The following is a 24756-nucleotide window of genomic DNA, read 5'->3' on the forward strand; positions in this document are numbered from 1 at the left end:
TTTAATATCCCCCTTCTAATCTAGTTAAATTAGGCCTTAATTGTATTAAAGCTTGTAATCTATCGATGACAATTTTACGATTCTCATTTAAATAGGCACATTCCATTTCCCGCTTTTCGTCGCTTTGAACTGAATCTGGGGCACTATTAAGGCAATCACTGATTCTAAGCTGTGAGGGTCTCATGCTAGAGGCAGCAATAATAGATTCATCATTTCCATAACAACCTGCGTGGGCAACTCCCTTTAACACACCCATAATAAAGATATTACCGCCAGCGACAACTGTCCCGCCCGGGTTCACATCGCCAATGAGCAACAAATCTCCAGGAACCTCCAACACTTGTCCAGAACGAATGATTTTAGAAACAGTCACTACTTCCATTTCAGATTTTAACTGCTCAGCTTCTTCTCTTGTCACTACATTGGAGACAATATCATCGACTACAAAATTTTTCTTTTGGCGAATTAAATGTTTAAGTTCTTCCCTTTGATGATCAGATATATAGCGGTTCCCGATTTCCACTTTTACAGAAACTAAGTGACGCTCATCTTGTGTCCTTGAATTAGCAGTTAGCTTTTGATCTAGTTCCCGTTTGAGTTCCTCAAACGAACAGTTGTCATCAAGACGAAGGACAAGTCCATCCTTCGTACCTTTTATTGTAACATTTTGCCGTTTTTTCATGGAGAATTTTTCACCTCATAATTAAGAAAGCAATTTCGGAATTGAAAGGTTCCGAATCAAATATACACATCTTAATAAAAATTCGACACGATGTGCCTATTCTCCTTTTTTCCAATCACTCTTCCCGCAAGCGCAGAGCGTATTTTTCGAAAAGACTCTTCAACGGATAGCATAAAATTCCTAGAAAAATAACGTTTAAAAGTAAAGTTGGATAAAAACGTAAATTCAAAAAATTTATAAAGTCCATACCAGTAATATGGATCAACGTATCCATTTCATAAACTCCAATTTCAAGCAGAGCCATTCCCATTAATGATACCAGGAAGGCTGTGAGCAAATTTGCATGAATAACATGCATGACTTTTGATACGAGGTAGCAAATAAATGGAAAAAGAAAAAAATAGATACCAAGTACTTCTACATAAACAATATCATATAATAGGCCAAAAACCGCTCCATAGATAATTCCCTGTTTCCTTCCAACGAAAATCGTCAAAAACACTAAACCGATAAACAAAAAATGTGGTGCAAAAATACGTTGGAACCCGAAAAACTTTGCAGGCAAAAATTGGACAAACAAGCTTTCTGCTATAAAAAACACCAAAAACAAAAGAGGAAGAAGAAATTTTTTCATAGATCCTTCTCCTTCCCAACTTCCATGTCTGAAACCTCTGGCTGGGCCATCGTCCTTTTAATGACAATAACACTTTGAATATCATAAAAGTCGGCACCCGGCTTCACTAATGCTGTTTGATTTAATCCGTATTGATCTGGTTTTACTTCTTCTACTTTTCCGATAATCAAGCCCTTTGGAAACACACCGCCTAAACCAGATGTAATCACGGTTTGACCTTTTACGACCTTGGCCCCAGATGGAATGGCTTTCACTTGCAATAATTTTTGTTTATCATCAAATCCTTGTACAAAACCAAACACTTCTGTATCACCTTGAATGACTGCAGAAATACGATTTTTGGGGTCCATCGCACTCAACAGCTGAACGGTTGAACTAAATTGATTGACGTTCTTTATTTTTCCGATCAAACCATTAGCCGTTACAACAGCCATATTTTTTTTAATTCCGTTGATACTTCCCTTATCAATAATAATCATTTCATGCCAACGATCAGGATTTCTGCCGATAACTGTAGCCGGCTGCGGTTCATAATCTCTCAAGGTCTTCTTTTCACCGAGAATATCGCGTAATTCTGTATTGTCCTTTTTTAATCCTTGAATCTCAGCTTCAAGGCTGGCAATCTTTTCAACACGCGTTTTCAGTTCTTTATTCTCTTCATATGTATTTTGCAAGTCCTGGAGATTTTCAAAAAAACCTGCGAAATAATTGGCAGGCTTTGAAACCAGGGATTGAACCCAGCCGGTTGTATCCTTAACAAATTGCTCCGGCCAGGATAATTTACTTCTCTCCCTTAAAGAAAACCCAATCAATGCCACGAGAACGATAATGCTGACGAGCAATAAGATTAATCGTTTATTTAAAAAGAACTGTGGCATGATGATACACCTCTATCTATTCTAGTAAAAAAGGTACTTGTTTTCGAAAAGCTATCCGCTATTTGGTTAGCGTGAATCTCTTGCTCTGTTTTTGAACAAATTGATATGATCTAAAGCTTTACCTGTTCCGATTGCCACACAATCAAGCGGATTTTCGGCAATGATGACAGGCATTTTTGTTTCTTCACTGATCACTCTGTCCAAATTACGGAGTAGTGCACCACCACCGGTAAGAACAATTCCTCGATCCATGATATCTGCTGCTAATTCTGGCGGTGTTTTTTCCAATGTATTCTTAACCGCTTCTACAATAGCATAAACAGTATCATTCAAGGCTGTGGCAATTTCGTCAGGAGTAATTTCAATCGTCTTTGGAAGACCTGTCAACAAGTCACGGCCGCGAATTTCCATATTATCGACACCCTCAGGTTTACCGGCAGATCCAATCTCCATCTTAATGGCTTCTGCAGTCCGATCTCCGATGAGGAGATTATAGGTTTTGCGGATATACGCTACGAGGGCATCGTCCATTTCATCACCAGCAATTCGAATGGACTGTGATGTAACTATACCGCCAAGCGAAATAATAGCAACTTCGGTCGTACCTCCACCGATATCCACAACCATGCTTCCAGTTGGTTCCCAAACCGGGAGATTTGCCCCAATGGCTGCAGCAAAAGGCTCTTCGATCGTATAAGCATCCTTAGCCCCTGCCTGCCTTGTTGCATCTATTACCGCTCTTTCCTCTACTGCCGTAATTCCAGAAGGAACACATACCATGACATGAGGTTTACCGACACTTTTTGTTTTTAGTGCCTGTCTCATAAGGTACTTCATCATGGTTGCTGTTGTTTCAAAATCGGCAATGACACCATCCTTCATGGGTCTCGTTGCAATAACATTCCCAGGAGTCCGACCAATCATATTTTTCGCGTCATTTCCCACAGCGACAATATGTTTAGTATCTGTTTGCAAAGCTACAACAGATGGCTCTCTCGTCACGATCCCTTTTCCTTTTATATATACAAGCGTATTTGCAGTTCCTAAATCAATTCCAATATCTTTACTTCCAAATCCAAACATAATGCTGTATCTCCCTTTCTAATAATGCAAAAAATTCACAAGGCAGGAATCCATAACAAACCATTTTGTTATTTCGTCATAAATAATCCTAAAAAATCATAACCAATATTATAACTCAACGTCAAATAAAATCATAGGTCATAAATACCCTTTTTCTTTCAATGAGACAAACTTGTTGTCACCAATGATTAAATGATCAAGGATGTCGATTCCAATTATTTTGCCGCATTCAACTAGCCGTTTAGTCACATCGATATCCTCACGGCTTGGTGCTGGATCTCCCGAAGGATGGTTATGTGCGGCGATAATGGAAGCTGCTGAACGTTTAAGTGCTTCGCGGAAAACCTCCCTTGGATGAACGATGGAAGCATTCAAGCTCCCAATAAACACTGTTTGCTTATGAATGACTTGATTCTTCGTGTTTAAATAAAGACAAACAAAATGCTCCTGAGATAAAAAGCGCATATCGTTCATTAAATAATTGGCTCCATCTTCAGGAGAACGAATCACATATCGCTCATTAAAGGTAAGGTTGGCAATCCTTCGGCCGATTTCTACGGCTGCAAGAATTTGAATAGCTTTTGCTGAACCAATTCCTTTAATCTCGGTCAATTCTTCCAAAGTTGCGGATTTCAACAATTTTAGTCCTTCAAAATGGGTTAACAGTCGATTCGATAATTGCAAAACCGATTCTTCCTTCGACCCGGTTCTCAGCAAAATGGCAATCAACTCGTGATTAGAAAGGCTATGTGGGCCATGTTGTATAAAGCGTTCACGAGGACGTTCATCCAAAGGAAAATCTCGAATCATTAATGCATTTGTGGACACTCTTTTTTCCTCCCTTTAGTTTGGGAGCCACTGAACAAAAGAGTTTAATACGGCATCGGATAGCCCAGCCGCTTTAATTCTCGGACGGTTCTTGCGAGCGGTAGACCGACAACCGCAAAATAGTCTCCATTTATTTTTTTGACAAGCATACTTCCTAGCTGTTGAATACCATATGCTCCTGCTTTATCAAGCGGTTCACCACTTTTGACATATGACCGTATTTCCTCGTCCGTTAACTCCCAAAACCAGACTTCAGTTTTTTCATAGAAACGGGTGGTACCAGTTGGAGACAAAATAGCGACACCAGTAAACACGTCATGCTGTTTTCCTGATAACGTTCTTAACATTTCAAAAGCTTCTGCTTCATCATTTGGCTTTCCAAGGACCTCGTTGTCAGCAACAACAATTGTGTCTGATCCAATAACAAACGCATGATTGTTTTGTTTAAAAACAGCCTGTGCCTTCCGTTCGGCTAATTCCATCACAATTTCATCAGGAGAAAGCTTTGGATCAAAGGTTTCATCTACTTCACTACTTGAAATGGTAAAAGAAAAACGAAGATTTTCTAGAAGTTCTTTTCGCCGTGGAGATGAAGAGGCTAAAATGAGGTTTTGCATGTTATCACCTGACCTTATTTTTTACTTCAAAAAGGGAGATACATTTTCATGTTATCAAATATTTAGGAAGCAAACAATTTTTATATCATTAAATTTTGAAGAAATATGTCAAATTATGCACATATTATCTAAATGTGGAACTCAGAAAATTCAAAAACCTACCCGAAAATGGATAGGTTTAAATAATAAAGTATTTCCCGGAAAATATCGATTCATCGGTTGAATTGTCAGTTTAAATTATAGTGAATAGTAGGCGGCTAAAAAATTAAGTAATTGTTGTTGAGCTTCGTTTAGACTTTTACTGTTCTTTGATTTTTTATACTCGTTTAATTTACCTGCTGCATTTGAAAGCTCAGACTTTAAGGTTTTCACTTTTTCGTTTTTAATACCACTAATATTTAAAGTTTTATTTATAGTATTTAATGCTTTAGCAGCTTCTTCAGAAATGCTGTTTGAAATTTGCGCATTCGCTGTTACACTACTAAGAGTCTGATAAATGGTAGGAGCCGTTTCAAGAAAGCTTTTTTCTTTATCGGTAAGATTTGAAAAAGTTCTCTTCTCCACGACGATTTGTTTTGCGAACAAATCATCCATTCCTTTTTCCTTAAACTTTCCGGCTAGAGCTTTTGCCCCTTCAATAGAATCTGCCGTTCCAAGGAAAACATAATATTTTCCATTCATTTCTAAAAATTGTGAGGATATTCCTTTCGATGATAGATTGGAAGTGGCATCTTTTGCCCCTTCCTTGGCGCCAAATGCTCCGCCTTGAACCACATAAGTTGTTAATGGGTCAAGTGAAGTGGAATTGGTTTTACTCGTTTCTTTGTTCTGGTTCTCTTTTGTTCCAGGGGTTGTTTGGACGACCGTTTGGTTTGGTTGGTTTGGTTGGTTTGGTTGGGTCGATGCCTTTTGATCTGACTCTGTAATCACCAACTTCAGCATAAAATAACCAATGGTAGTCCCTATCACTATCGCAAAGATAGCTGAGATGACCACTTTACTAAGGGGTTTATCATTTTTCTTTTTTGGATTGTGATGGATTGAAAATTTACCTTGGTGTGTAGTTTTTTTTGAGTCAACTTGTTTAATAAAGTGAGATTCATCAACATCCTGTTCAGCAGATTCCGGAATAATCCAGTCAAAGTTTTCATCGACAGATTCTTGAGTTGCTGCCGTTTCTAAATAAACCTCCGAGTCTTGAGAGTTTTTATTTATTTGAATCACTTTTGAATGGGAGTCGGGCTTATCGCTTGAGACTTTTTGGAGGGGCTCTTCCTGAGGACCTGAATTCTCTCCATTAAATGTAACTCTGATTGTATTGCCTTTTTGCTTAGGCTTGTCCACCATTGCTTACTCCTTTCTCTATCTAAAGTAATGGTTTCATCCTAACATAATGATCAAAAAAAATAACAAGACTTTTGTCGTCTTGTTATAACTGTCTTTCGCCAAATTATTTATTAGTTCGAAATGTTGTTAACCTAGTGAGTAACATCAGGAAATTGACTCAACGGATTTTCTTTACCTGCTGGTGCCGGAGCATCGATTTTAGGCAGCTGTGCCTGTAAATCATTCAGGCCTGGCATATAAAATGCAGAGAACGTAAGACTATAAGCCAATGGCTGGTTCTGTTGACTTAATGAAGTAATTTCTTGTCCACCAGTGTAAGAAATCGATTCAACAACAATGATCCGATTTAATGACTCCAAAGCATCTATGAACTTTTCAAAATCTTCATAGGTAGGAGACTCGACCGTTAAATTAGCTGTAATTTTTTTCATTCCTTCTGGTACCACAGTTCCACTCGACTGTTGATTCGCCGTATCCTGGTTCGCTGTAGACTGACTGGATGTGGCGGGCTGGCTAGTCGTCGTCGTTGAACTCTGTTGTTGTGCTGTATTTTGAATGACAGTTTGATTAGTTCCTGATGACACATCAGCGTCTTTAGAAAAGCTCATGGTCTTAATTTCACTGTCCGATACATTTTCGGCTTTTTCTAAATCCAGAATAAGCTGTTCCTGCAGCGGTTTAACAGGAAGCTTCTTTTGCAGCTCCTTTGTATCTTCGACCGTTTGCTGTGAATCCTGCGTTTTCTGTTGACTGATTGCCTCAAGCTTTTTTTGTGCAATATCCAATGAGGATTGTTGTTTCTTCAAATCCGTTTTAAGAGGAGAAAGGTAAAAAAACTGAGCAAGCACAATCAGAGCAACAACAAGAAGCGCGACGATTCCAAGGATCAGGTTTTCTTTTTTTGAGAAACGTAGCTTCATCAACCAGTCCCCCCTTCCTCAGAATCCTCACTCTTTTTGATTTCTTCCTTTACAACTGTTTGATTCAATTTGATTTCGAATTGGCCCGTATAACGGGGTAGAATACTACTTTTGGTAGTCGTACTGGTTTTGTTGGTTGTTGAATTTGTTGTATTTGTTGAATCTGTTGTATTGGCACTATTTGTATTTGAATGATCTACAATTGTATAGACGTTACCATTTTGATCTACCAGAGTAGTCCCAGGTGCTACTTGGATTCCACCAGTGGCTTGAGTCGTTGTATTTTGACCAGCAGTATTTGTTTGACTATTTGTAGAAACAGTACTTCCCTGAACAGTGGTTGCAGTTGAAGTATTAGGTGGATTCGTCGAAGTTGAAGATGTACCGGTTGTCTTTGATTGATCTGTTGCTGTTAAAGCATTAAGGCTTGCATCTTCAATCCACTTCGAATCATGTAACGTTTCCAAAAAGTATGCAGCTTCCCGACTAGTGTCAAACTGGACTGTTAAAGTGATGGTTCCTGCTTCTGTATATCCAAAACTTTGTATGAATCCACGCTCTGGTAATAGTGAAGACAAGTGACGCAAGACTGGAACAGTTTGGATGGGATATTCTTTTGCCCAATCTATTGCACTATTTAATTGACTAATTGATTTAGAACTAGTTGATATTCCTGATTGGTTGTTATCCTTATTAACAACTTTAGACGTTATGTCAATTTGTCGTGTTATTCTAGTAATATCATTTTTAACTGAATGGACTTGCCCAAGGTAATACGCACCACTAAGAATTAATAGAAATACCAAGCTGGAAATCGCAATGATAAAACCAACTTTTTTGGGTTCTCTTTGGGGTAGCAGGTTTATTTCAATGAACATTTATTGCCCCCCTTTTAAAGCAAGTCCCAATGGTAACAATTGACTGGACGGCAGTTTCACGGAATTGCCCTTTGAGTCCATATCTATCGCTATCATTTCTGTTGGAGTTTCAAATCTCTCTAGCATTCCATCGTAGATTATGTTAAGCATTGGGTGATCGCCGTATAATAAAAATTTAGAAATCTGATTATGTTCTTTATGAAGGGAATAACGATAAAAATCAATTAACTTATTGATTTCCCTAAAAATATCATCAAACTGAAGGTCCAGTTCATCTGTATTTCCTATATAGTTATAAACCAAATTATTTCCAGAATCTTCTTTGATTTTCCATTGATCCATATTAAATGGAAGTGGAAATTGACGCATGACTAGCGGAACGCTTCTTTCAAAAATAGTTAAATTAACGCTGGTTAAATCAAATTGAACTGCAAATAAATTCTCGTTTACTAGTTCTGTATCCAGCTGCCGATAGAGTCGATAAATAGCAAGAGGAGAAATATCTGCTGCAATGGGGTTAAGCTTTAGCTTTGACAGCAAATCGGCATATTCCATCACATTTTGCTCTGGTGCCGCAAATAGCAAGATCTCTCTAGTTTTCCCATTACTTCCTAACGGATAAAAATCAAAGACCGGCTCATCAAATGGCAAGTGAATGGTAGATCCTAGTTCCAAATACAGATAACCTTTGATTTCATCATCCTGAATTTCTGAAGGGACGGAAATCTTTCGAATGATGACTAAGGAATCTGGAATTATAAAACGCACTTGTCGCCTATGAATTTTCCACTCGTCAATACATTCCTCTAAAATACTTTCTAAGGAATCTTGATTTTGTATTTTACCATCGCTAATGATTCCGGCTGGAAGAAAATGTTCACTCCATCTATGTGCTAAGGGTGGATTGAATTGTTTTAATTCTAGTAAGCGAATAGAATGGTCACTGATTACCAGATTAATAATTCGGTTTTTAGAGGAAAATAGGGAAAAAGCCATAGAAAAAACCCCTTATTAAAATCCTTGATGAAGGAAATTTATATAAATAGTTATTATTTCCGGTCCCCAAAAATACGCAGTTAACGTTCCAGCTGCAATAAATGGGCCAAACGGTATCGGTTGCCGTTTTTTTACTATTCTAAACAACTGGGCCAAGCCGCCAAGGAGGGCACCAAATAAAGTCGATAGAAAAAATGATAATAAAACAAGCTTAAAACCTAATACAAAACCTAGCAGGGCATAGAGCTTTACATCTCCAAATCCCATACCTCCCTTGCTGACAAGCATAATCAGTAAGAGAAGTACAAATCCGGTTATGGCTCCCAAGAGACTGTCCCACCAAGGAGCCAGCGGCCACATGTACCGTTCAAATAAAAAAAACCCTGCAAACCAAAGCAAAATTTTATCAGGGATAATCATATAGTGAATGTCCGAAACAATAATAATCATAAATAAAGAAATTAACGTTAAGGCGACTAATAATTCTCCAGACCATCCAACCAAGGATGGGGCTACGGCAAATAAAATTCCCGTTAGTAACTCCATAATTGGATATATAGGAGAAATCCGCGACTGACAGCCGCGGCATTTCCCTTTTTGGAGCAAATATGATATTACCGGTATAAGTTCATACGGTTTTAATTGGTGCCCACAGGTTGGACAAGCTGACCTTGGTTTAACAATTGATTGCTTTAATGGAACCCGAAGTCCAACTACGTTGTAAAAAGAACCAAATATAAAACCATATAGTAAAAGCAAAAAGTAATAAAAAATCATTAGCTATTGCTTCTATCTGGTACATCTGAACGATCTATATCCTTAGGAGAAACCGCTGCTACACCATCTCCAACAGTAATTTTTCTTTTGCTTGTAATTAGGTTAATCTTAACGACTTTTCCATCCTTTATCATTACAAATGAAACCGATGCTTCAACAGGAGCAGTTGTAGAATAGTCATCAGTTGCTGCTCCTTTTGTATAGCCTTCTGGATCTGGACTATCAACTGGATCTAAATAATTTTTAGTTTCTAATTGTTTCAAATTCAAATACTTAGTACCTGATTGTAAGCTAGACTCCGATGCTATTGCCATTTTTGCAGCACTTAGAATTTGTTGAGCATTGGCAGCATGTGCATCTTTTTTAGAATTATCAATTAGGCCAAGGATAGAAGGCACGGCAATAGCAGCAATAATACCTAAAATAACAATTACAGCAAGTAATTCAATTAAAGTAAAACCTTTTTGATCTTTTGATTTATTTTTTAATTTTTGGAACATGATTTCATCTCCTTTTGGTTCTATGAACCTATTAATTTAGTCTCTTGTATTATACATTAAATGACAAAGCTTTGTAATATTTTTATAGGCTATTTGTCGCGTTTCCTCAATACATCAATGTTTTTGTCAATTATTGGTTCATTTGTTGGAATTGGTCAAACATACTAAACATAGGTACAATGATCGACGTGACAATAGTCCCGACTAAGCTTGCCAAAATGACAATCATAATGGGCTCAATTAGTGATTTCATACGATCGGTCCCCGTTTCAACTTCCTTCTCATAAAAATCAGCAATTTTGGCAAGCATCGCATCCAAAGCCCCAGTTTCCTCCCCTATAGAGATCATTTGTGTAATTAACGGTGGGAAAGCCCAGTGTTTTTCCATTGGTTCAGTCATTGATCGACCTTTTTCCAGAGTTTGACGTGATTCACGGATAACTTTTGCCAACACTTCATTTTCTACTACTCTTTCTACAATTGTCATAGCTTGTAGGATGGGAACTGAACTTGAAAATAATGAACTTAAAGTACGCATCATACGGGCTAAAGCAGCTTTTTGTACCAACTTTCCAAAGATAGGCATTTTCAAGATAAATAAATCCAAATAGTATTTTGTTTTCCTATTACTTTTAAAATACATAATAAATAAAGCTATTAATACAAAAACTATAACAATAAGCCACCAGAATGATTGTGTAAAGTCACTTGCTGAAAGAACAAATTTTGTAATAGCAGGTAACTCTCCCCCCATGTCAGCAAACATCTGAACAAAGGTAGGAACGACAACCGCCAATAGGAAAATTACGACTCCTATCGCGATAACCCCTACAACCATTGGATACGCAAGAGCTGAAACAATTTTTTGTCTCGTAAAATGCTGCTTTTCATAATAATCAGCCAACCGTTCTAAGGTGTTATCCAATGTACCACTTATCTCACCGGCATGGACCATATTAATAAACATCGGAGTAAATATCTTTTTATGCTTTGATACAGCTTCTGAAAGTGGATTCCCTTCTCGCAATTCCACCTCTACATCTAATAATGCTCTTTTTAGCCCTTTACTTTCCGTTTGTTTGGCCAGAATTCCAGTAGCATCGACCACCGTTACTCCTGCCTTTAGAAGAGTGGCAAATTGCCTTAAAAAAATAACAAAATGCTGCAATTTTACCTGATTTCCAAAGGTTAGCTCCTTTGTCAAAAACGTTTCCGGAACTTCTGTTATATCTATAACTCTAATCCCGTCATCTTTTAACTTGACCATTGCCTCACGTTTGGAACTAGCATTTACAGTACCTTGTTTTTTTCCTTTTTTATCGCGCCCTGAATACTTATATCTAGGCATTTTGCATCATCTTTTCATGTAAATATTGGTTTGCTGCATCCTTCAGAATCAAGTTACGCTCCAACAAATCTTTGATACTCATTTCCAATGTGTGCATTCCTTGGGAACGTGATGTTTGCATCACACTTGGAATTTGGTGAATCTTCTCATTGCGAATCAGATTGGCAATGGCAGGGTTATTTACTAAGATTTCAGTCGCTGCTTTTCTTCCTTTTTTATCAGCAGTTGGAAATAACCGTTGCGAAATAACTCCAACTAGTACTGAGGCCAACTGAATTCGAATCTGTGGCTGCTGGGAAGGCGGAAAAACGTCAATAATTCTGTTGATCGTTGTTGGTGCACTCGAGGTATGCAATGTACCGAAAACAAGGTGACCTGTTTCAGCAGCAGTAATCGCAATTGAAATAGTTTCCAGGTCGCGCATCTCCCCAACCAAAATGACATCGGGGTCTTGACGAAGTGCTGCTCTTAGTCCATCGGCATATGTTTGCGTATCAAATCCCACTTCACGCTGATCAATAATGGAATTCCCATGCCGATGTAAATATTCAATGGGGTCCTCTAAAGTAATGATATGTTTTCGCATTGTTCGATTCATGTAGTCAATCATAGCCGCAAGTGTTGTTGACTTACCACTTCCGGTTGGACCTGTCACTAAGATAAGGCCGTGAGGTTTTTCCACTAACCTTGGAATAATTTCAGGTAATTCCAATTCTTCAATCGTTGGGGTACGAGTTGATACGACCCTCAATGCCAAAGAAATGCTTCTACGTTGATGAAAGGCATTAACCCTAAATCGAGAAACTCCAGGGACCCCGTATGAAAAATCAAGTTCGCCTTTTTCTTTGAATAAACTCCATTGGTTTTCCGGAATGATTGCTTTTGCAATCGCCTCGGTATCCGCAGGCAAAAGCTTATCGGCACCATATCTTTTTAAGTCGCCGTTTATGCGCATTACCGGTGGAACCCCAACGGTTATATGGACATCCGAAGCCTTGTATTCAACAGCAGCCTGAAGTATTTGATCGATCTTCTCTTTCATATAAGCATTCTCCTACTCCAAAATTGCAATACGTAAAACCTCTTCTGTTGTGGTTATCCCTTGTTTTACTTTTAATAATCCATCATCAATTAAAAAAATGGTTTTGTTTTTTATAGCAATCTCTTTCAGTTTTTGGAATGATTCACCATTCATAATGACCCTACGAATTTCATCATTGATAACAAGAACCTCGTGCAACGCTATTCTTCCTTTATAACCAGTCATATTACAAGAAGAACAACCCTTGCCTCGCATGATTTTATCTATTTTCAAGCCCCTTTTTGCAAAGATTTCAATCTCACGTTTTGATGGTTCTTGTTCTTCAGCACAGTCACGACAAACTTTTCGAACCAGACGTTGGGAGACAATCCCACTTAAGGAGGCAGCAAGTAAAAATGGTTCTACTCCCATATCTAGTAATCGGGTTACAGTCCCAATTGAATCATTCGTATGAAGCGTACTCAATACTAAGTGCCCTGTTAATGATGCACGAATAGCCACTTCCACCGTTTCTGTATCACGTATCTCCCCTACCATGATGATATTAGGATCTTGTCGGAGAATGGAACGTAAGCCAGCCGCAAAGGTCATTCCGACATTGGAATTCACCTGCACCTGATTGATTCCCTCTAATTGATATTCCACCGGATCTTCAACAGTAATAATGTTAACTTCATCATTATTTACCTTATTAAGTGCTGCATAAAGCGTTGATGATTTACCTGATCCAGTAGGTCCGGTAATTAAGACAATCCCTGTTGGTTTTTCAATCATTTCATTAAATCGTTTAAGGTTCAAGGAGTTAAATCCTAATTTATTTATGTCATTTAGAGTAGAGCCCATATCCAAAAGACGCATGACGATCTTCTCGCCGAATACTGTTGGAAGTGTTGAAACGCGAAGATCTACTGGATGGAAATCCAGATTAAGTTTAATACGCCCGTCCTGTGGAATTCGATGCTCAGTAATATCCAGATTAGACATGATTTTGATTCTGGCTGTTAATACACTTTGCATACTTTTAGGCAGTGTTTTTTCAATTTTTAGTATCCCATCAACACGGTAACGCACAATCACTTTTGTCTCTTGAGGATCGATATGGATATCACTAGCCTTTTGTATTACGGCATTTGTCAGGATCTGATTGACAACTCGGACAATGGGTGAATCTGTATCCGTTAAGTTCTCCTGCTGTCTACGTTCATTTTTTGGCAGCTCATCTAGTAGCTCGTCTAGACCATCATTTGTATCATAATATTTATTTATGGAACGAAGAATATCATCCTTTGTAGCAATCGCCGGTTCTATCTGGAATCCTGTAGATAAACGTAAATCATCAATGACGAAGAAGTCCATAGGATCAGCCATCGCAATAAATAATTTATTTCCGTCCCGTTTCAACGGAATAATCAGATTCCGACGAGCAGATTCCTTTGGTATCAATGTAAATAAACTTGTATCAAAGGGATAATGAAATAGGCTAATATGGGGTATACCCAATTGGTATTCGAGTACCTCAATTAGCTGTTGTTCAGTAATATATCCCCTCTGTAGTAGTACTTCACCTAATTTTTGATTAGGACTTTTATCTTGTAAAGCCGATTGAAGTTGTTCAGCAGTGATCAATCCTTCATCAAGTAACAAATCGCCAATTCTTTTTCTTGTTTGAATCATCTGGCATCCCTGCCTTTACTTTGGTTGTTCATTTGGCTTTCCCCAAATGTCACTCTCAGTTGTATTGGTTTGGTCATTTTCAGAAACTAAAGTAGACTGATCTTCTCTTGTGCTATTGGCACTTTGAGTTGCTGCTGGGTCTATCGTTGTTTGTGTTGTGGTTTGGGTATTACCGTCGAGACCATGTATCTCAACTCGATAGATAGGCGGATAATAATCTTCAGATATTAATTCACTGTTAACTAGTTGATTTCCTTGATAAATTTCACGATAAATCTTTACAATTTGTCCATTCATCCCTTTTGTCACAATCTTTGTTTGGCCCGATTTCAACAGTGGACTATATTGAATAATCGTCTTAGGATGTAATTCCTGGTAATCCTTTTGAACAATTTGATAGCGGTAAACAAATTGTTGTCCTATTAAAGAAATAGTAAATTGATCTCCGACTAATTTGAACTCCAAACGATAATTCGTTTTGTTAGGATTAGTAATCACCAAATCTGTCTTCGCACTTTGATTTACCTTTGCTTCAAAACCGAGTCCAGCATAATTCGGTAGGGAGTTGCTTATATTTCTTTCAACAATTGTAAAGTTAGTTGGCAGAATTGCTTGATATATTCCCGTTGCTAGGACATTTAATGAGTCCTCTCCACTAATTTTTTGTTTCCTAGCAAAGTCTAGCAATGAAAAAGTTGAACCTTTTGGAATTTCAATAGTCGGATTGTGTTCAATGATAGATTGCAAATCAAATGGTACTTCCTTAAGGTTCATCACTGTAAAATTAACAGTTTCTTCTTGAATTTGTTGCCCTGCCAATACGAAGTCTGGTGTTAAATTAAAGGACTGCTCTCCTTCCACAAATTGAGAAGCTGTTTCATTTAAACGATTTGCTAATTTATCTACATCTATTTCCTCCAGATTCAGTTGTGGAAAAAGTATTTCCAACTGTTCGGAAACTTGGGATTTATTCACTGTTATAGTTGCCAAGTTGCTTTTGCCTTCTTTAGCAGCGTTTAGAGTTTGATGGGTATTTAAATGAAATTGGTTCATATCAAACGAGGCTGTCTTCTCCCCGTATTGCAAATTCAATTTTGTTCCTTTTAGCCATTCAACATATTTTTCCTCCAAAAGAGAGGTTGCTTCCGAGTCGGATTTTCCGGAAAGATCCAATGAACCAATAGTTGTGCCATCAGAGAATTTTCCATCTAAACGATTCAGGTTTTGAAAAGCTTTAACGCCAAAATGGGTAAAACTAAATATAAATGCTGTGCCAACCAGCAAAACGACAAATAATTTTATCATTTGTTGTTGTTTTCCCAAATCCCCCTGCCTCCTCTCCAATGAACGGCTAATTAATTACTGACTTTTTCCTTTTTTTCTTCTTCTGCCTCCTCATGAGCACGCAGAAAATCAAATAATGATTCCTCATTCAATGGATCTAAAGCCATATCTTTATTTTTATCAATCCTGGATAAATGTCTGGTAGTTTGATCTACTAATTTTTCATCGATAAGATCGTGGGTTTCACTACCGCTTTTTTCTAGTAAACTTTCAATATCGGAAAGATAATTTAACTCAACATGGTTTATTTCATTTGGGATTTCTACTGGTAAATCTCTATCCTGTAAGAATACAATGTCTTCTTCGTTCATTACTAATTCTGGTTCAATATTCTGATCAGAAACAGTCATCTGCAAAGAGTTATCGATTGTTTTTCTTGTATTGGAGGAGGAAAATAATTGCTGAAGTTCTGAATTATCTTCTTTTCCATTAACATTTTGATAATTAAGTTCATCTAAAGCATTCACTTCATACAAGTCTGATTCAAACGAAATTTCAGGAAACAACAATGATCCAAAACGTTGATGGATAAAGTACGATGCAAAAAAGACAAGGGCAAATAACATTAATGCTGTCAACCATAATGAAAATCTGGCAGCGGCAACCATCCCACTTAGTGCTAAAACTAAACTAGTAAAAACAATTATTAATTTACCTTTAAGCGTAAAACCAAGTGGAATAAGTAAGATAGCTAACAAAAAAATACAGGTAGTACCTAAGACCCAAAAAAACACTTGCAATCACCCCCGCCTTCATTAAATAGTACAATAATCACATCTACGACAAATTTCTTCAAATTCCATAATTTTTATCTTTTTTTTACGATTATTAGACAAAATTTGCTTACTAAATATTGTATAATACTCTTAAGTATTTTAAAAGATTAAGGCGGAGAATTTTAATGAAGAAAAATTTCCATTGCCAAAAAGGACTTACTTTAATAGAAGTCCTGATTTCGATACTAATTTTAGCGATTATTCTATTATCCTTTATGGGATTTTTTACCCAGTCCGCATTATTTACCAAGAAAAATGAGCAAAAATTGGATACGCTACAAATTGCCCAAAAAATAGTCAACCTGGTTGAGGTCGACATTACCAAACAAGATTTACTAGCTAATGGGATTATTGATTCCAATGGTAGTGTGTTAAATAGTCCTAAAACCATCGATGCTTCTACACTGAATCTGTTATTAGATGATACAATCGATCCCAATTATAAATACAGTGCCGTGGTTAGCAATAATAGTTCACAAAATTTAATCATGTTTAAAATTATTGTTCAAGACCCCAGAAACTTAAATAATAAATCCGAAACCTACACTTATATTCGCAGGTGAGCCATGAAAAATCAAAAAGGATTAACATTGGTTGAATTACTAGCGGCAATTACCATTCTTCTTCTAATTTCATCCGTCATTTTTGGAGTTTTGATTAATTCAAATAAAAACTATAAGAGTCTTACTGAAAAAATAAATTTGAATCAAGAGGCAAACTTATTATTAGCTACCATAAGAAATTATCATCAAAAACAAAGTTTGCATTCATTTGATAGTAATAATAATGAAATTTATAAACTTAAATACGATCCTACAACGAAAAAAGCATATATAGGAACTTCATCAGCTACTATTCCTTTACAAAAGGATAATGTGGATATAATTATTAAAATTGATGATGTTGAAATATCTGGAGAACAAACCATCTATCCTGATGACCCGTTGTATATTTATATAAAACTATATAATCAACAAGGACAATCATATGAAATAGAAACCGTCATTAAACAATATTAGGGGGTGTGTCTATTGAAAAGAGAAAAAGGATATGCACTTGTTCTTGTTTTAATTATTATTTCAATTGTAATGATAGTTGGACTTTCATTAGGCGGTATCGGCTTAACGAATAGGGCTCAATTGAACAAAACTGACTCACGAAATAAAGCAACAGATTTAGCAGAAATGGGCGTAACCTATTATCAGCCTATAGTTAGTACTTATGTTAGTTCGGCAAAAATCACAGCACAAAATTATGTAAATTATTATGGAACTTACTATAATACCTATGATGGCTATTTTTATAACAGCCTTTATTCCAAGCTTAACACAGCAAATGCTCCTGTTGAGGTAGATACAAGCAATAATAAATATCAAGTTACCTTTAAATCATTAGATAAATCAGTTGCGAATAAAATGATTGTTAATTTTGAAAGCACGGGCACCGCAGGTACAGAAACTGCAACCGTTAAAGGTTTTTTTACCATTGAAAAAATATCAGGTGCATCTAAGGCAGGGCAGTTGAATCCCGCTATTTCAACTTATTCATATAATGAAAAAAACTCAAGGTATCTAAGTCCTCCATCAAAGTTAACATCTTACAATTCGTCCACCTATTTCAGCAGTCTCATTCAAATTCAAGGCAATCATACGCTTACTATTAATGGACAGGCATTTTTCACATCTTTAATATTGGCAGGTTCTGCAAAACTGAATATAAAAGGTGATGCTATTTTTGCAAAAGATATTGTCATTCAAGATTCCGCAGTTAAAATTTGTATAACAGGAAAAACGTATAAATTAGATGCAAACAATAAATTGGTAGATTATCCAATAACTAAAAATACTTGTGCTGCCCCCTCTGCAATGGAGTGGCAATTTGATACAAATTCTGGTACTAAAGTGAGCTACTAAAAAAGATGCCGTTTCCCGGGAAACGACATCCTTTTTTTATTTATTTATTAACACGTCGAATACTCCGCCACCCGATTTCTCCCGGCCCGCTTAGCGCCTACATAAAGAGCACGGTCAGCATGGCGAATCAGTGCTTGGGCGTCTGCTGCATCATCTGGAGCTGTTGCGACGCCAATTGATGCGGTAATTTTAATTTGCTGTTGTTGATGGTCAATTGATTGGGTGAGAGTAAAAGGCCAGTTAGCAATGGCCTGTCTGATATGTTCGGCCATTTGATATGAATCTTCTCTAGAACAGTCCGGTAACAAGACAACGAATTCCTCCCCGCCATAACGGGCAACCGTTCCCCGTCCGCCAACCAGCTTACTAATCCGATTGGCTACCTCACAAAGGATCTCATTTCCGCTCTGGTGACCGTATGTATCATTAATATTTTTAAAGTGATCGAGGTCAATGACAATTAGTGACAGTATTTGGTTTTCGTTTTGTCCCAGTTTTACAAACTCCCGTAACAACAATGATTGGAAATAACGGAAATTATATAACTTCGTCAATGCACAACGTTCGCTTTGACTTTTGGTCAACTCGTAATGCCTGGCATTTTCCATGGCGACAGCAAAGTAAGAGCACAAAATATCCAGGATGGTCAGTTGGAACTTTTCAAAAGCACGCTTTCGTCTCGATGCCAATAATAATACACCCGTAACATCTCTATTCTTGACAATAGGAACACTTAGGATACTTTGGACGTCATCCGGCATCAATTCATTGGTAAGTCCACGCCATTCCATTTTTCCATGGTATAGTGTAGCATCCCCGCTGGCCCATGTTCTGCCAATAATTCCTTCATTTTTTCTAATAGAAAGTATTCTATTCGATAACACTTCTCCGGACTCCAGCCGTCTAATCAATTTAAGCTGATGATCTTCTTCTTCAAAAATATAGGCGTAATCCACCGGGAGCATTTCCGTCAGCTTTTGCATAAATAATTCTGAAACTGCTTTAACTTGCAGCCTTCCTGCTAACTGATGACCGATTTCCGCCGCCTTTTGCAAGTACTCATTAATTTGTTGACTGGAATAATAAAGATTGAAAATGATGGAAAGGGAGATAAATGGAATACCGACAAAAAGCAATGCCCATAGTCCTATTTGGTTATATAAAATATATAAAATGAAGCCTATTGGGAAAGTAATCAGAGTTGTAACCGTCTCGACAATAAAATCCTTACCAAAATAAGGCTCTTTACTGTTGTATACAAAATATAGGTTGAACCAAATGATCACCTGATTTAAAACATAGGTTAAAAAGGCATAAAGGATGGCGAGCCAGAATGAACGGATATCAGTCTCCATATTTGGAGCAAGATTCCCACCCAGCCAATAATAAACCAATCCACTGACAAAAGACACGATAAAGAACATCGTAAAATTCAGCGGGTATCGAAATAATTGATCCTTCTGAACCCTTAACCTTAATAACAACACAATGACAGCAACTTGTGAAAAAATGATCTCTACAAAAAGTCCATAACTCAAGAACGCTGAGAGTGTAGCCCATTGCATTAAAAATATTGGTGTATTGTTTATGATCATTGGCATTGAGGCCACGATTGCATAAAGAATCAAGAATGCTGCCATATCCAGCCAGTGACCTGCAATTTGAGGAGGGTAGTGTTTATATGTGTACCATAGTCCGATTGGCACTAACAGGATCCAGACTAAAAAAAGAATTCGCTTTTTTTCTGCAGTAACCCCCATACTTCTCCCCTCCCCTATTATTTTTGAATAAATAGCGATAAAAATATTTTATCAAAAAATAAAAAAATTGTCATAAAGAAATCTTTCTATTTTTTAAACATTTCGACAAAAACGGTTTCACTTCAGAAATAAAATACAACGATCCAGTAATGACAAGCATATCATTTGGTTTTATATTTGGTATTTCATCTGTTAAGTACTCCTGCCAGTCATCAACCGCTAATTTTAGAGATGATTTACTATACTCCAACAATTGTTCTGCATGAGCCGCCCGTGGAAAATCAAAGCTGACAAAAGTAATTTGATTGGAAATCCGGTCCAGTTGTGAGATCATTTGATCCAGCTTTTTATCTTTTAAGGCAGCAAATACAATATGGATGTTCCTACCTGTGTAACGGCTTGAAATCTCTTGAACCAATGTGGCAATCCCTTCATCGTTATGGGCTCCATCAATGATAATAAGAGGGTTGTCCGAAATAATTTCAAATCGCCCGGGCCAGTAGGCATTTTTTAACCCATCTCTTATATTCTGCTCAGTAAGGTTGAACCCTTTTTCTCCTAAAAATTGCGCTGCATTCACGGCAAGTACTGCATTTTCCGTCTGGTGTTTCCCTAACATGGAAATTTCAGCGTTCTCAATACTATTATTCACTGTTTGAACAGTAAACTTCTCACCTTTTGCAAGAGAGGTGTGGTCTGTTATGAAAAATTCTGAACCAATCCGATAAATAGGGGCACCCACTTTTTCTGCCTGTTCAGTTATAACCTTTAAAGCACCGGGATGTTGAACGGCCGTAAAAATCGGTGTATCAGCCTTTATAATCCCTGCTTTTTCAAAAGCAATTTCCTCATAGGTATTGCCAAGAATATTCGTGTGATCGAGACCAATATTCGTAATGATGGAAGCTAGCGGCTTTACAATATTAGTCGAGTCAAAACGTCCACCAAGACCTACCTCAAAGATCACAATATCTACTGAACGCATTCTGGCAAAATAATAAAACGCCATCGCTGTGATGACCTCAAATTCAGTTGGACCTCCAAGTTCAGTCGCTTCTAATTCATCTGCTAATGGCAGAATGATATTGGTTAATTCCAATATTTCTTGATCACTTATTGGTTGTCCATTTACGCTGATTCGTTCATTAAATTGCTCAATATAAGGAGAAGTAAACGTTCCAACAGTATAGTTTCCCGCTTGTAAAATATTACGGAGGAAAGTAACCGTTGACCCTTTTCCATTCGTCCCACCAATGTGAACTGCCTTGAGTTGTGTTTCCGGGGAGCCAAGCCGCTCCATCATCCACTCCATTCGTTTTAACCCTGGTTTAATTCCCAGTCTCAGTCTTCCATGAATCCAGTCGAGGGCTTCCTTATAGGTAGTAAACATCTCTGACACCTCTTTTTAAGTAATAAAAGGCGAGATGAATCCAATACAGGATTCATCCCACCTCATCATTAACCTTTTAATTCCTTTAGACGTGACCAAACAATATCTCGTTTTTCCATGTAGTCTTTTTGTTTACCGCGTTCTTCTGCAATTACATTTTCAGGAGCTTTTTTCATAAAGCCTTCATTGCTTAATTTCTTTTGAACACGTTCAACTTCTTTATTTAGTTTATCATATTCTTTTTCAAGCCGAGCAATTTCTTCATCAACATTGATTAATCCTTCAAGCGGAAGGATGATTTCAACGCCTGTTATAACAGCCGTCATTGCTTTTTCAGGAATTTCTAAATCAATACCCATTTGCAGCTCTTCCGGATTACAGAATCGCTCGATATAGGCACGGTTCTTTTCAATAGTATGAAGTGTATTAGTATCTTTAGCTTTTACAAGCATTTTAATTTTCTTGCTTAGTGGCGTATTTACCTCTGCCCGTATATTACGTACAGAGCGAATCATTTCCACTAATAGCTTCATTTCTTGTGCCGCGGCTTCATCCGTAAACTCTGGATTCACTTCTGGCCAGTTAACTGATGTAATCGACTCCCCAGAATGAGGCAGGTTTTGCCAAATTTCTTCCGTGATAAATGGCATAAACGGATGTAATAGGCGCATGGTTTGATCTAAGACATAGGCTAAAATGGAACGAGTCGTTTGCTTTGCCGCTTCGTCCTCGCCATACAATGGCAGTTTCGCCATTTCAATATACCAATCACAGAAGTCATCCCAAATGAAATTGTAGAGAGCACGCCCTACTTCACCAAATTCATAGCGCTCAGACAACTTAGTAACATGGTCAATCGTTTCATTTAATCGTGTTAATATCCATTTGTCAGCAACGGATTTTTCTCCGCTGAAATCAATTTCCTCGAAAGTCAAACCATTCATATTCATTAACGCAAAACGGGAGGCGTTCCAAATCTTATTGGCAAAATTCCAAGTTGCTTCCACTTTTTCAGTGCTATAGCGCAAGTCCTGACCTGGTGAAGTTCCCGTTGATAAGAAGTAACGCAGTGCATCAGCGCCATATTGATCGATCACTTCCATTGGGTCTACCCCATTACCAAGCGATTTACTCATTTTCCGTCCTTGCTCATCACGAACTAGTCCGTGTATCAAAACATCTTTAAATGGACGATCTCCGGTAAATTCGATGCTTTGGAAAATCATTCTGGAAACCCAGAAGAAGATAATATCATAACCTGTTACTAGCACACCGGTAGGGAAGTATCGCTTGAAATCAGCTGCTTCTGTATCCGGCCAGCCCATTGTAGAGAATGGCCATAATGCAGAACTAAACCATGTATCTAATACGTCCTTATCCTGCTCCCAATTCTCTGCATCCTCTGGTGCCTCATGGCCAACGAATACCTCACCGGTTTCTTTGTGATACCATGCTGGAATTCTATGTCCCCACCATAGCTGTCTGGAAATACACCAGTCACGGATATTTTCCATCCAATGTAAATAGGTTTTTTCAAATCGTTCTGGAACGAAGTTTACTTTGTTTTCTTTATTTTGAAGGGCAATCGCTTCTTCAGCTAGCGGCTGCATTTTAACAAACCACTGAGTTGAAAGGTATGGTTCAACTACAGCACCGCTTCGTTCAGAATGTCCTACAGAATGAAGATGGTCTTCAATTTTAAAGAGAACTCCTTGTTCTTGTAGATCTTTTACAATTTGCTTCCGGCACTCGAAACGGTCAAGACCTTTGTATATGCCAGCTTTTTCATTCATTGTACCGTCTTCGTTCATCACTAGTACACGTTCAAGATTATGGCGATTACCTAATTCAAAGTCGTTCGGGTCATGTGCTGGTGTAATTTTAACGGCACCAGAACCGAATTCCATGTCGACATAATCATCTCCGACAATCGGAATTTCCCGGCCAACGATAGGTAAGATTACCGTCTTGCCAATTAAGTGCTTATAGCGTTCGTCTTCAGGATGAACCGCAACTGCTGTATCTCCCAGCATTGTTTCTGGACGTGTGGTAGCTACTTCAATGGAACCGGATCCGTCAGCTAACGGATATTTCATGTGGTAGAATGCACCCTGAACATCTTTATAAATAACCTCAATATCAGATAAGGCTGTCTTTGTGGATGGATCCCAGTTAATAATGTATTCTCCGCGGTAAATCAAGCCTTTATTATATAGAGTGACAAATACTTCACGGACTGCTTTCGATAAGCCTTCATCCAGTGTGAACCGCTCACGGGAATAATCCAGACCTAAGCCCAATTTTGACCATTGCTGGCGAATATGAGCCGCATATTCTTCCTTCCACTTCCATGTTTCTTCCACGAATTTTTCCCGGCCGAGGTCGTAACGGCTTTTACCTTCATTGCGGAGCTTTTCCTCCACCTTTGCCTGAGTGGCAATCCCGGCGTGGTCCATGCCTGGCAGCCAAAGGACATCATAACCCTGCATACGCTTCATTCGTGTAATAATATCTTGTAGTGTAGTATCCCATGCATGACCTAAATGCAGTTTTCCGGTTACGTTTGGCGGCGGGATGACAATTGTGTACGGCTTTTTGCTTTCATCATCCTTTGCTTCAAAAAACTTTCCTTGTAACCACCAATCATATCGGCCTTTTTCAATACTTTGTGGGTCATATTTTGTCGGCATTGTTAATTCTTTTGTTTCCACTTTATATTCCTCCTTTACTTCATTACGGCAGTAAAAATAAAAAACCCCATTCGTCATAAAAGGACGAATGGAGTTGCTTCGCGGTACCACCTTTTTTCCAATCAGAAGGTCTGATTGGCACTTAAACGAATAACGGATTTGATCCGTCTTCAACTACTAAGATTTTCATCTTTTCGCAGAAGATGCTCTTGGGCGACCTTCCGAGGTTCCACTTAGGAAATCTTCCAGCTAATGATTTCCCTCTCTTGAAGCAGGCTGACCGTCGTACTCTTCCCTGTCTTAGCATGAATTAATTAAATTATATTGTTATACTACCCAAAAAAGGTGCTTGACGTCAATCATGATAACCAATTTTTTTGTTATTTATACGATATGAAATTTTTTAGAGTGGAGTTCACACATTTTTTTGAATATACATAAAATAGACGTAAAATGGGAAAGGGGAGGTTATAGGGTGAGGAATTTCCAAAAGTTTAAACACCGTCCCTGGTTTAGAACATTTCGGAGGTTTTGCGGACAGCTGATTATTCCGTTTATGATTTTTCAATTAATACGGACGCTGTTTCTACCAACCGTTTTTGATGTTTTGTTATTATTATTCTTTTTTGTTATTGCCATCACTGTTTATTTCGAAATTATTTAGGAGCCCATTAAGCAG

At 37.8% G+C, this 24756-nt stretch carries 24 protein-coding genes and 1 other annotated feature; of the genes, 4 read left to right on the plus strand and 20 right to left on the minus strand.

The window, feature by feature from the left end:
- Window position 1: 1 nt before the first annotated feature.
- From minC to ACI3K6_RS15275, 17 genes are all read right to left on the minus strand, one after another.
- Window positions 2-682, minus strand: coding sequence for a septum site-determining protein MinC (gene minC / locus ACI3K6_RS15195; RefSeq protein WP_335475007.1), 681 nt, complete (start codon window positions 680-682; stop codon window positions 2-4).
- A gap of 115 nt (window positions 683-797) precedes the next feature.
- The gene (gene mreD, locus ACI3K6_RS15200; RefSeq protein ID WP_435555467.1) at window positions 798-1316 is read right to left on the minus strand and encodes a rod shape-determining protein MreD; all 519 of its coding nucleotides are present in this window, start codon (window positions 1314-1316) and stop codon (window positions 798-800) included.
- Window positions 1313-2194, minus strand: coding sequence for a rod shape-determining protein MreC (gene mreC / locus ACI3K6_RS15205; protein ID WP_335475011.1), 882 nt, complete (start codon window positions 2192-2194; stop codon window positions 1313-1315). Before mreC ends, mreD begins: the two co-directional genes overlap by 4 nt.
- Before the next feature lie 66 nt (window positions 2195-2260).
- Window positions 2261-3277, minus strand: coding sequence for a rod shape-determining protein (locus tag ACI3K6_RS15210; protein WP_335475013.1), 1017 nt, complete (start codon window positions 3275-3277; stop codon window positions 2261-2263).
- A 138-nt stretch (window positions 3278-3415) separates the two neighbouring features.
- Window positions 3416-4087: a RadC family protein gene (radC, locus tag ACI3K6_RS15215; RefSeq protein ID WP_435555520.1), complete on the minus strand. Its 672-nt coding sequence runs from the start codon at window positions 4085-4087 to the stop codon at window positions 3416-3418.
- 62 nt (window positions 4088-4149) lie between these two features.
- Window positions 4150-4722, minus strand: a complete 573-nt coding sequence (locus tag ACI3K6_RS15220) for a Maf family protein (protein ID WP_435555468.1) — start codon at window positions 4720-4722, stop codon at window positions 4150-4152.
- A 237-nt stretch (window positions 4723-4959) separates the two neighbouring features.
- Entirely contained in the window at window positions 4960-6066 is a 1107-nt protein-coding gene (locus ACI3K6_RS15225; protein ID WP_435555469.1) for an SPOR domain-containing protein, read from the minus strand.
- Between the two features lie 134 nt (window positions 6067-6200).
- A complete protein-coding gene (locus ACI3K6_RS15230) occupies window positions 6201-6989 on the minus strand; it encodes a hypothetical protein (protein ID WP_435555470.1) in 789 nt (262 codons plus the stop codon).
- Window positions 6989-7867, minus strand: a complete 879-nt coding sequence (locus tag ACI3K6_RS15235; RefSeq protein ID WP_435555471.1) for a PilN domain-containing protein — start codon at window positions 7865-7867, stop codon at window positions 6989-6991. Before ACI3K6_RS15235 ends, ACI3K6_RS15230 begins: the two co-directional genes overlap by 1 nt.
- The gene (pilM, locus tag ACI3K6_RS15240) at window positions 7868-8863 is read right to left on the minus strand and encodes a type IV pilus biogenesis protein PilM (RefSeq protein ID WP_335475026.1); all 996 of its coding nucleotides are present in this window, start codon (window positions 8861-8863) and stop codon (window positions 7868-7870) included. It abuts the gene before it with no gap.
- A gap of 15 nt (window positions 8864-8878) precedes the next feature.
- Entirely contained in the window at window positions 8879-9640 is a 762-nt protein-coding gene (locus ACI3K6_RS15245; RefSeq protein ID WP_435555472.1) for a prepilin peptidase, read from the minus strand.
- Complete coding sequence (locus ACI3K6_RS15250) at window positions 9640-10140, minus strand: type II secretion system protein (RefSeq protein WP_435555473.1); 501 nt, start codon at window positions 10138-10140, stop codon at window positions 9640-9642. The genes ACI3K6_RS15245 and ACI3K6_RS15250 overlap by 1 nt, the downstream gene beginning before the upstream one ends.
- A gap of 130 nt (window positions 10141-10270) precedes the next feature.
- Window positions 10271-11488, minus strand: a complete 1218-nt coding sequence (locus ACI3K6_RS15255; protein ID WP_435555474.1) for a type II secretion system F family protein — start codon at window positions 11486-11488, stop codon at window positions 10271-10273.
- Window positions 11481-12530, minus strand: coding sequence for a type IV pilus twitching motility protein PilT (locus ACI3K6_RS15260; RefSeq protein ID WP_435555475.1), 1050 nt, complete (start codon window positions 12528-12530; stop codon window positions 11481-11483). Before ACI3K6_RS15260 ends, ACI3K6_RS15255 begins: the two co-directional genes overlap by 8 nt.
- A gap of 12 nt (window positions 12531-12542) precedes the next feature.
- Complete coding sequence (locus tag ACI3K6_RS15265; protein WP_435555476.1) at window positions 12543-14204, minus strand: GspE/PulE family protein; 1662 nt, start codon at window positions 14202-14204, stop codon at window positions 12543-12545.
- A gap of 15 nt (window positions 14205-14219) precedes the next feature.
- Entirely contained in the window at window positions 14220-15527 is a 1308-nt protein-coding gene (locus ACI3K6_RS15270; RefSeq protein WP_435555477.1) for a G5 domain-containing protein, read from the minus strand.
- A gap of 32 nt (window positions 15528-15559) precedes the next feature.
- Complete coding sequence (locus ACI3K6_RS15275; RefSeq protein ID WP_435555478.1) at window positions 15560-16282, minus strand: hypothetical protein; 723 nt, start codon at window positions 16280-16282, stop codon at window positions 15560-15562.
- Window positions 16283-16449: 167 nt separating this feature from the next.
- Here ACI3K6_RS15275 and ACI3K6_RS15280 point away from each other — a divergent pair, with 167 nt between their 5' ends.
- From ACI3K6_RS15280 to ACI3K6_RS15290, 3 genes are read left to right on the plus strand one after another with little or no spacing between them, the layout of a single operon-like run.
- Window positions 16450-16887, plus strand: coding sequence for a prepilin-type N-terminal cleavage/methylation domain-containing protein (locus ACI3K6_RS15280; RefSeq protein WP_435555479.1), 438 nt, complete (start codon window positions 16450-16452; stop codon window positions 16885-16887).
- 3 nt (window positions 16888-16890) lie between these two features.
- Window positions 16891-17343, plus strand: coding sequence for a prepilin-type N-terminal cleavage/methylation domain-containing protein (locus tag ACI3K6_RS15285; protein ID WP_435555480.1), 453 nt, complete (start codon window positions 16891-16893; stop codon window positions 17341-17343).
- A gap of 12 nt (window positions 17344-17355) precedes the next feature.
- Window positions 17356-18237 carry a hypothetical protein gene (locus ACI3K6_RS15290; RefSeq protein ID WP_435555481.1) on the plus strand — a complete coding sequence of 294 codons (882 nt, stop codon included), beginning with the start codon at window positions 17356-17358 and terminating at the stop codon, window positions 18235-18237.
- Window positions 18238-18284: 47 nt separating this feature from the next.
- Here the strand turns inward: ACI3K6_RS15290 and ACI3K6_RS15295 are convergent, their stop codons facing one another.
- The 3 genes from ACI3K6_RS15295 to ACI3K6_RS15305 all read right to left on the minus strand — a co-directional run bounded on the left by ACI3K6_RS15295 (window position 18285) and on the right by ACI3K6_RS15305 (window position 24098).
- Window positions 18285-19997, minus strand: coding sequence for a sensor domain-containing diguanylate cyclase (locus ACI3K6_RS15295; protein WP_435555482.1), 1713 nt, complete (start codon window positions 19995-19997; stop codon window positions 18285-18287).
- Window positions 19998-20067: 70 nt separating this feature from the next.
- Complete coding sequence (locus ACI3K6_RS15300; protein ID WP_435555483.1) at window positions 20068-21387, minus strand: bifunctional folylpolyglutamate synthase/dihydrofolate synthase; 1320 nt, start codon at window positions 21385-21387, stop codon at window positions 20068-20070.
- 68 nt (window positions 21388-21455) lie between these two features.
- Entirely contained in the window at window positions 21456-24098 is a 2643-nt protein-coding gene (locus ACI3K6_RS15305; RefSeq protein ID WP_435555484.1) for a valine--tRNA ligase, read from the minus strand.
- Window positions 24099-24154: 56 nt separating this feature from the next.
- Window positions 24155-24388: a binding site (T-box leader), on the minus strand.
- 164 nt (window positions 24389-24552) lie between these two features.
- Here ACI3K6_RS15305 and ACI3K6_RS15310 point away from each other — a divergent pair.
- Window positions 24553-24741 (plus strand): hypothetical protein, encoded by a 189-nt coding sequence (locus ACI3K6_RS15310; RefSeq protein WP_335475053.1) that lies wholly within the window; start codon window positions 24553-24555, stop codon window positions 24739-24741.
- Window positions 24742-24756 lie beyond the last annotated feature (15 nt).

This window comes from Neobacillus solisequens (assembly GCF_051233465.1).
Classification (GTDB): domain Bacteria; phylum Bacillota; class Bacilli; order Bacillales; family Cytobacillaceae; genus Neobacillus.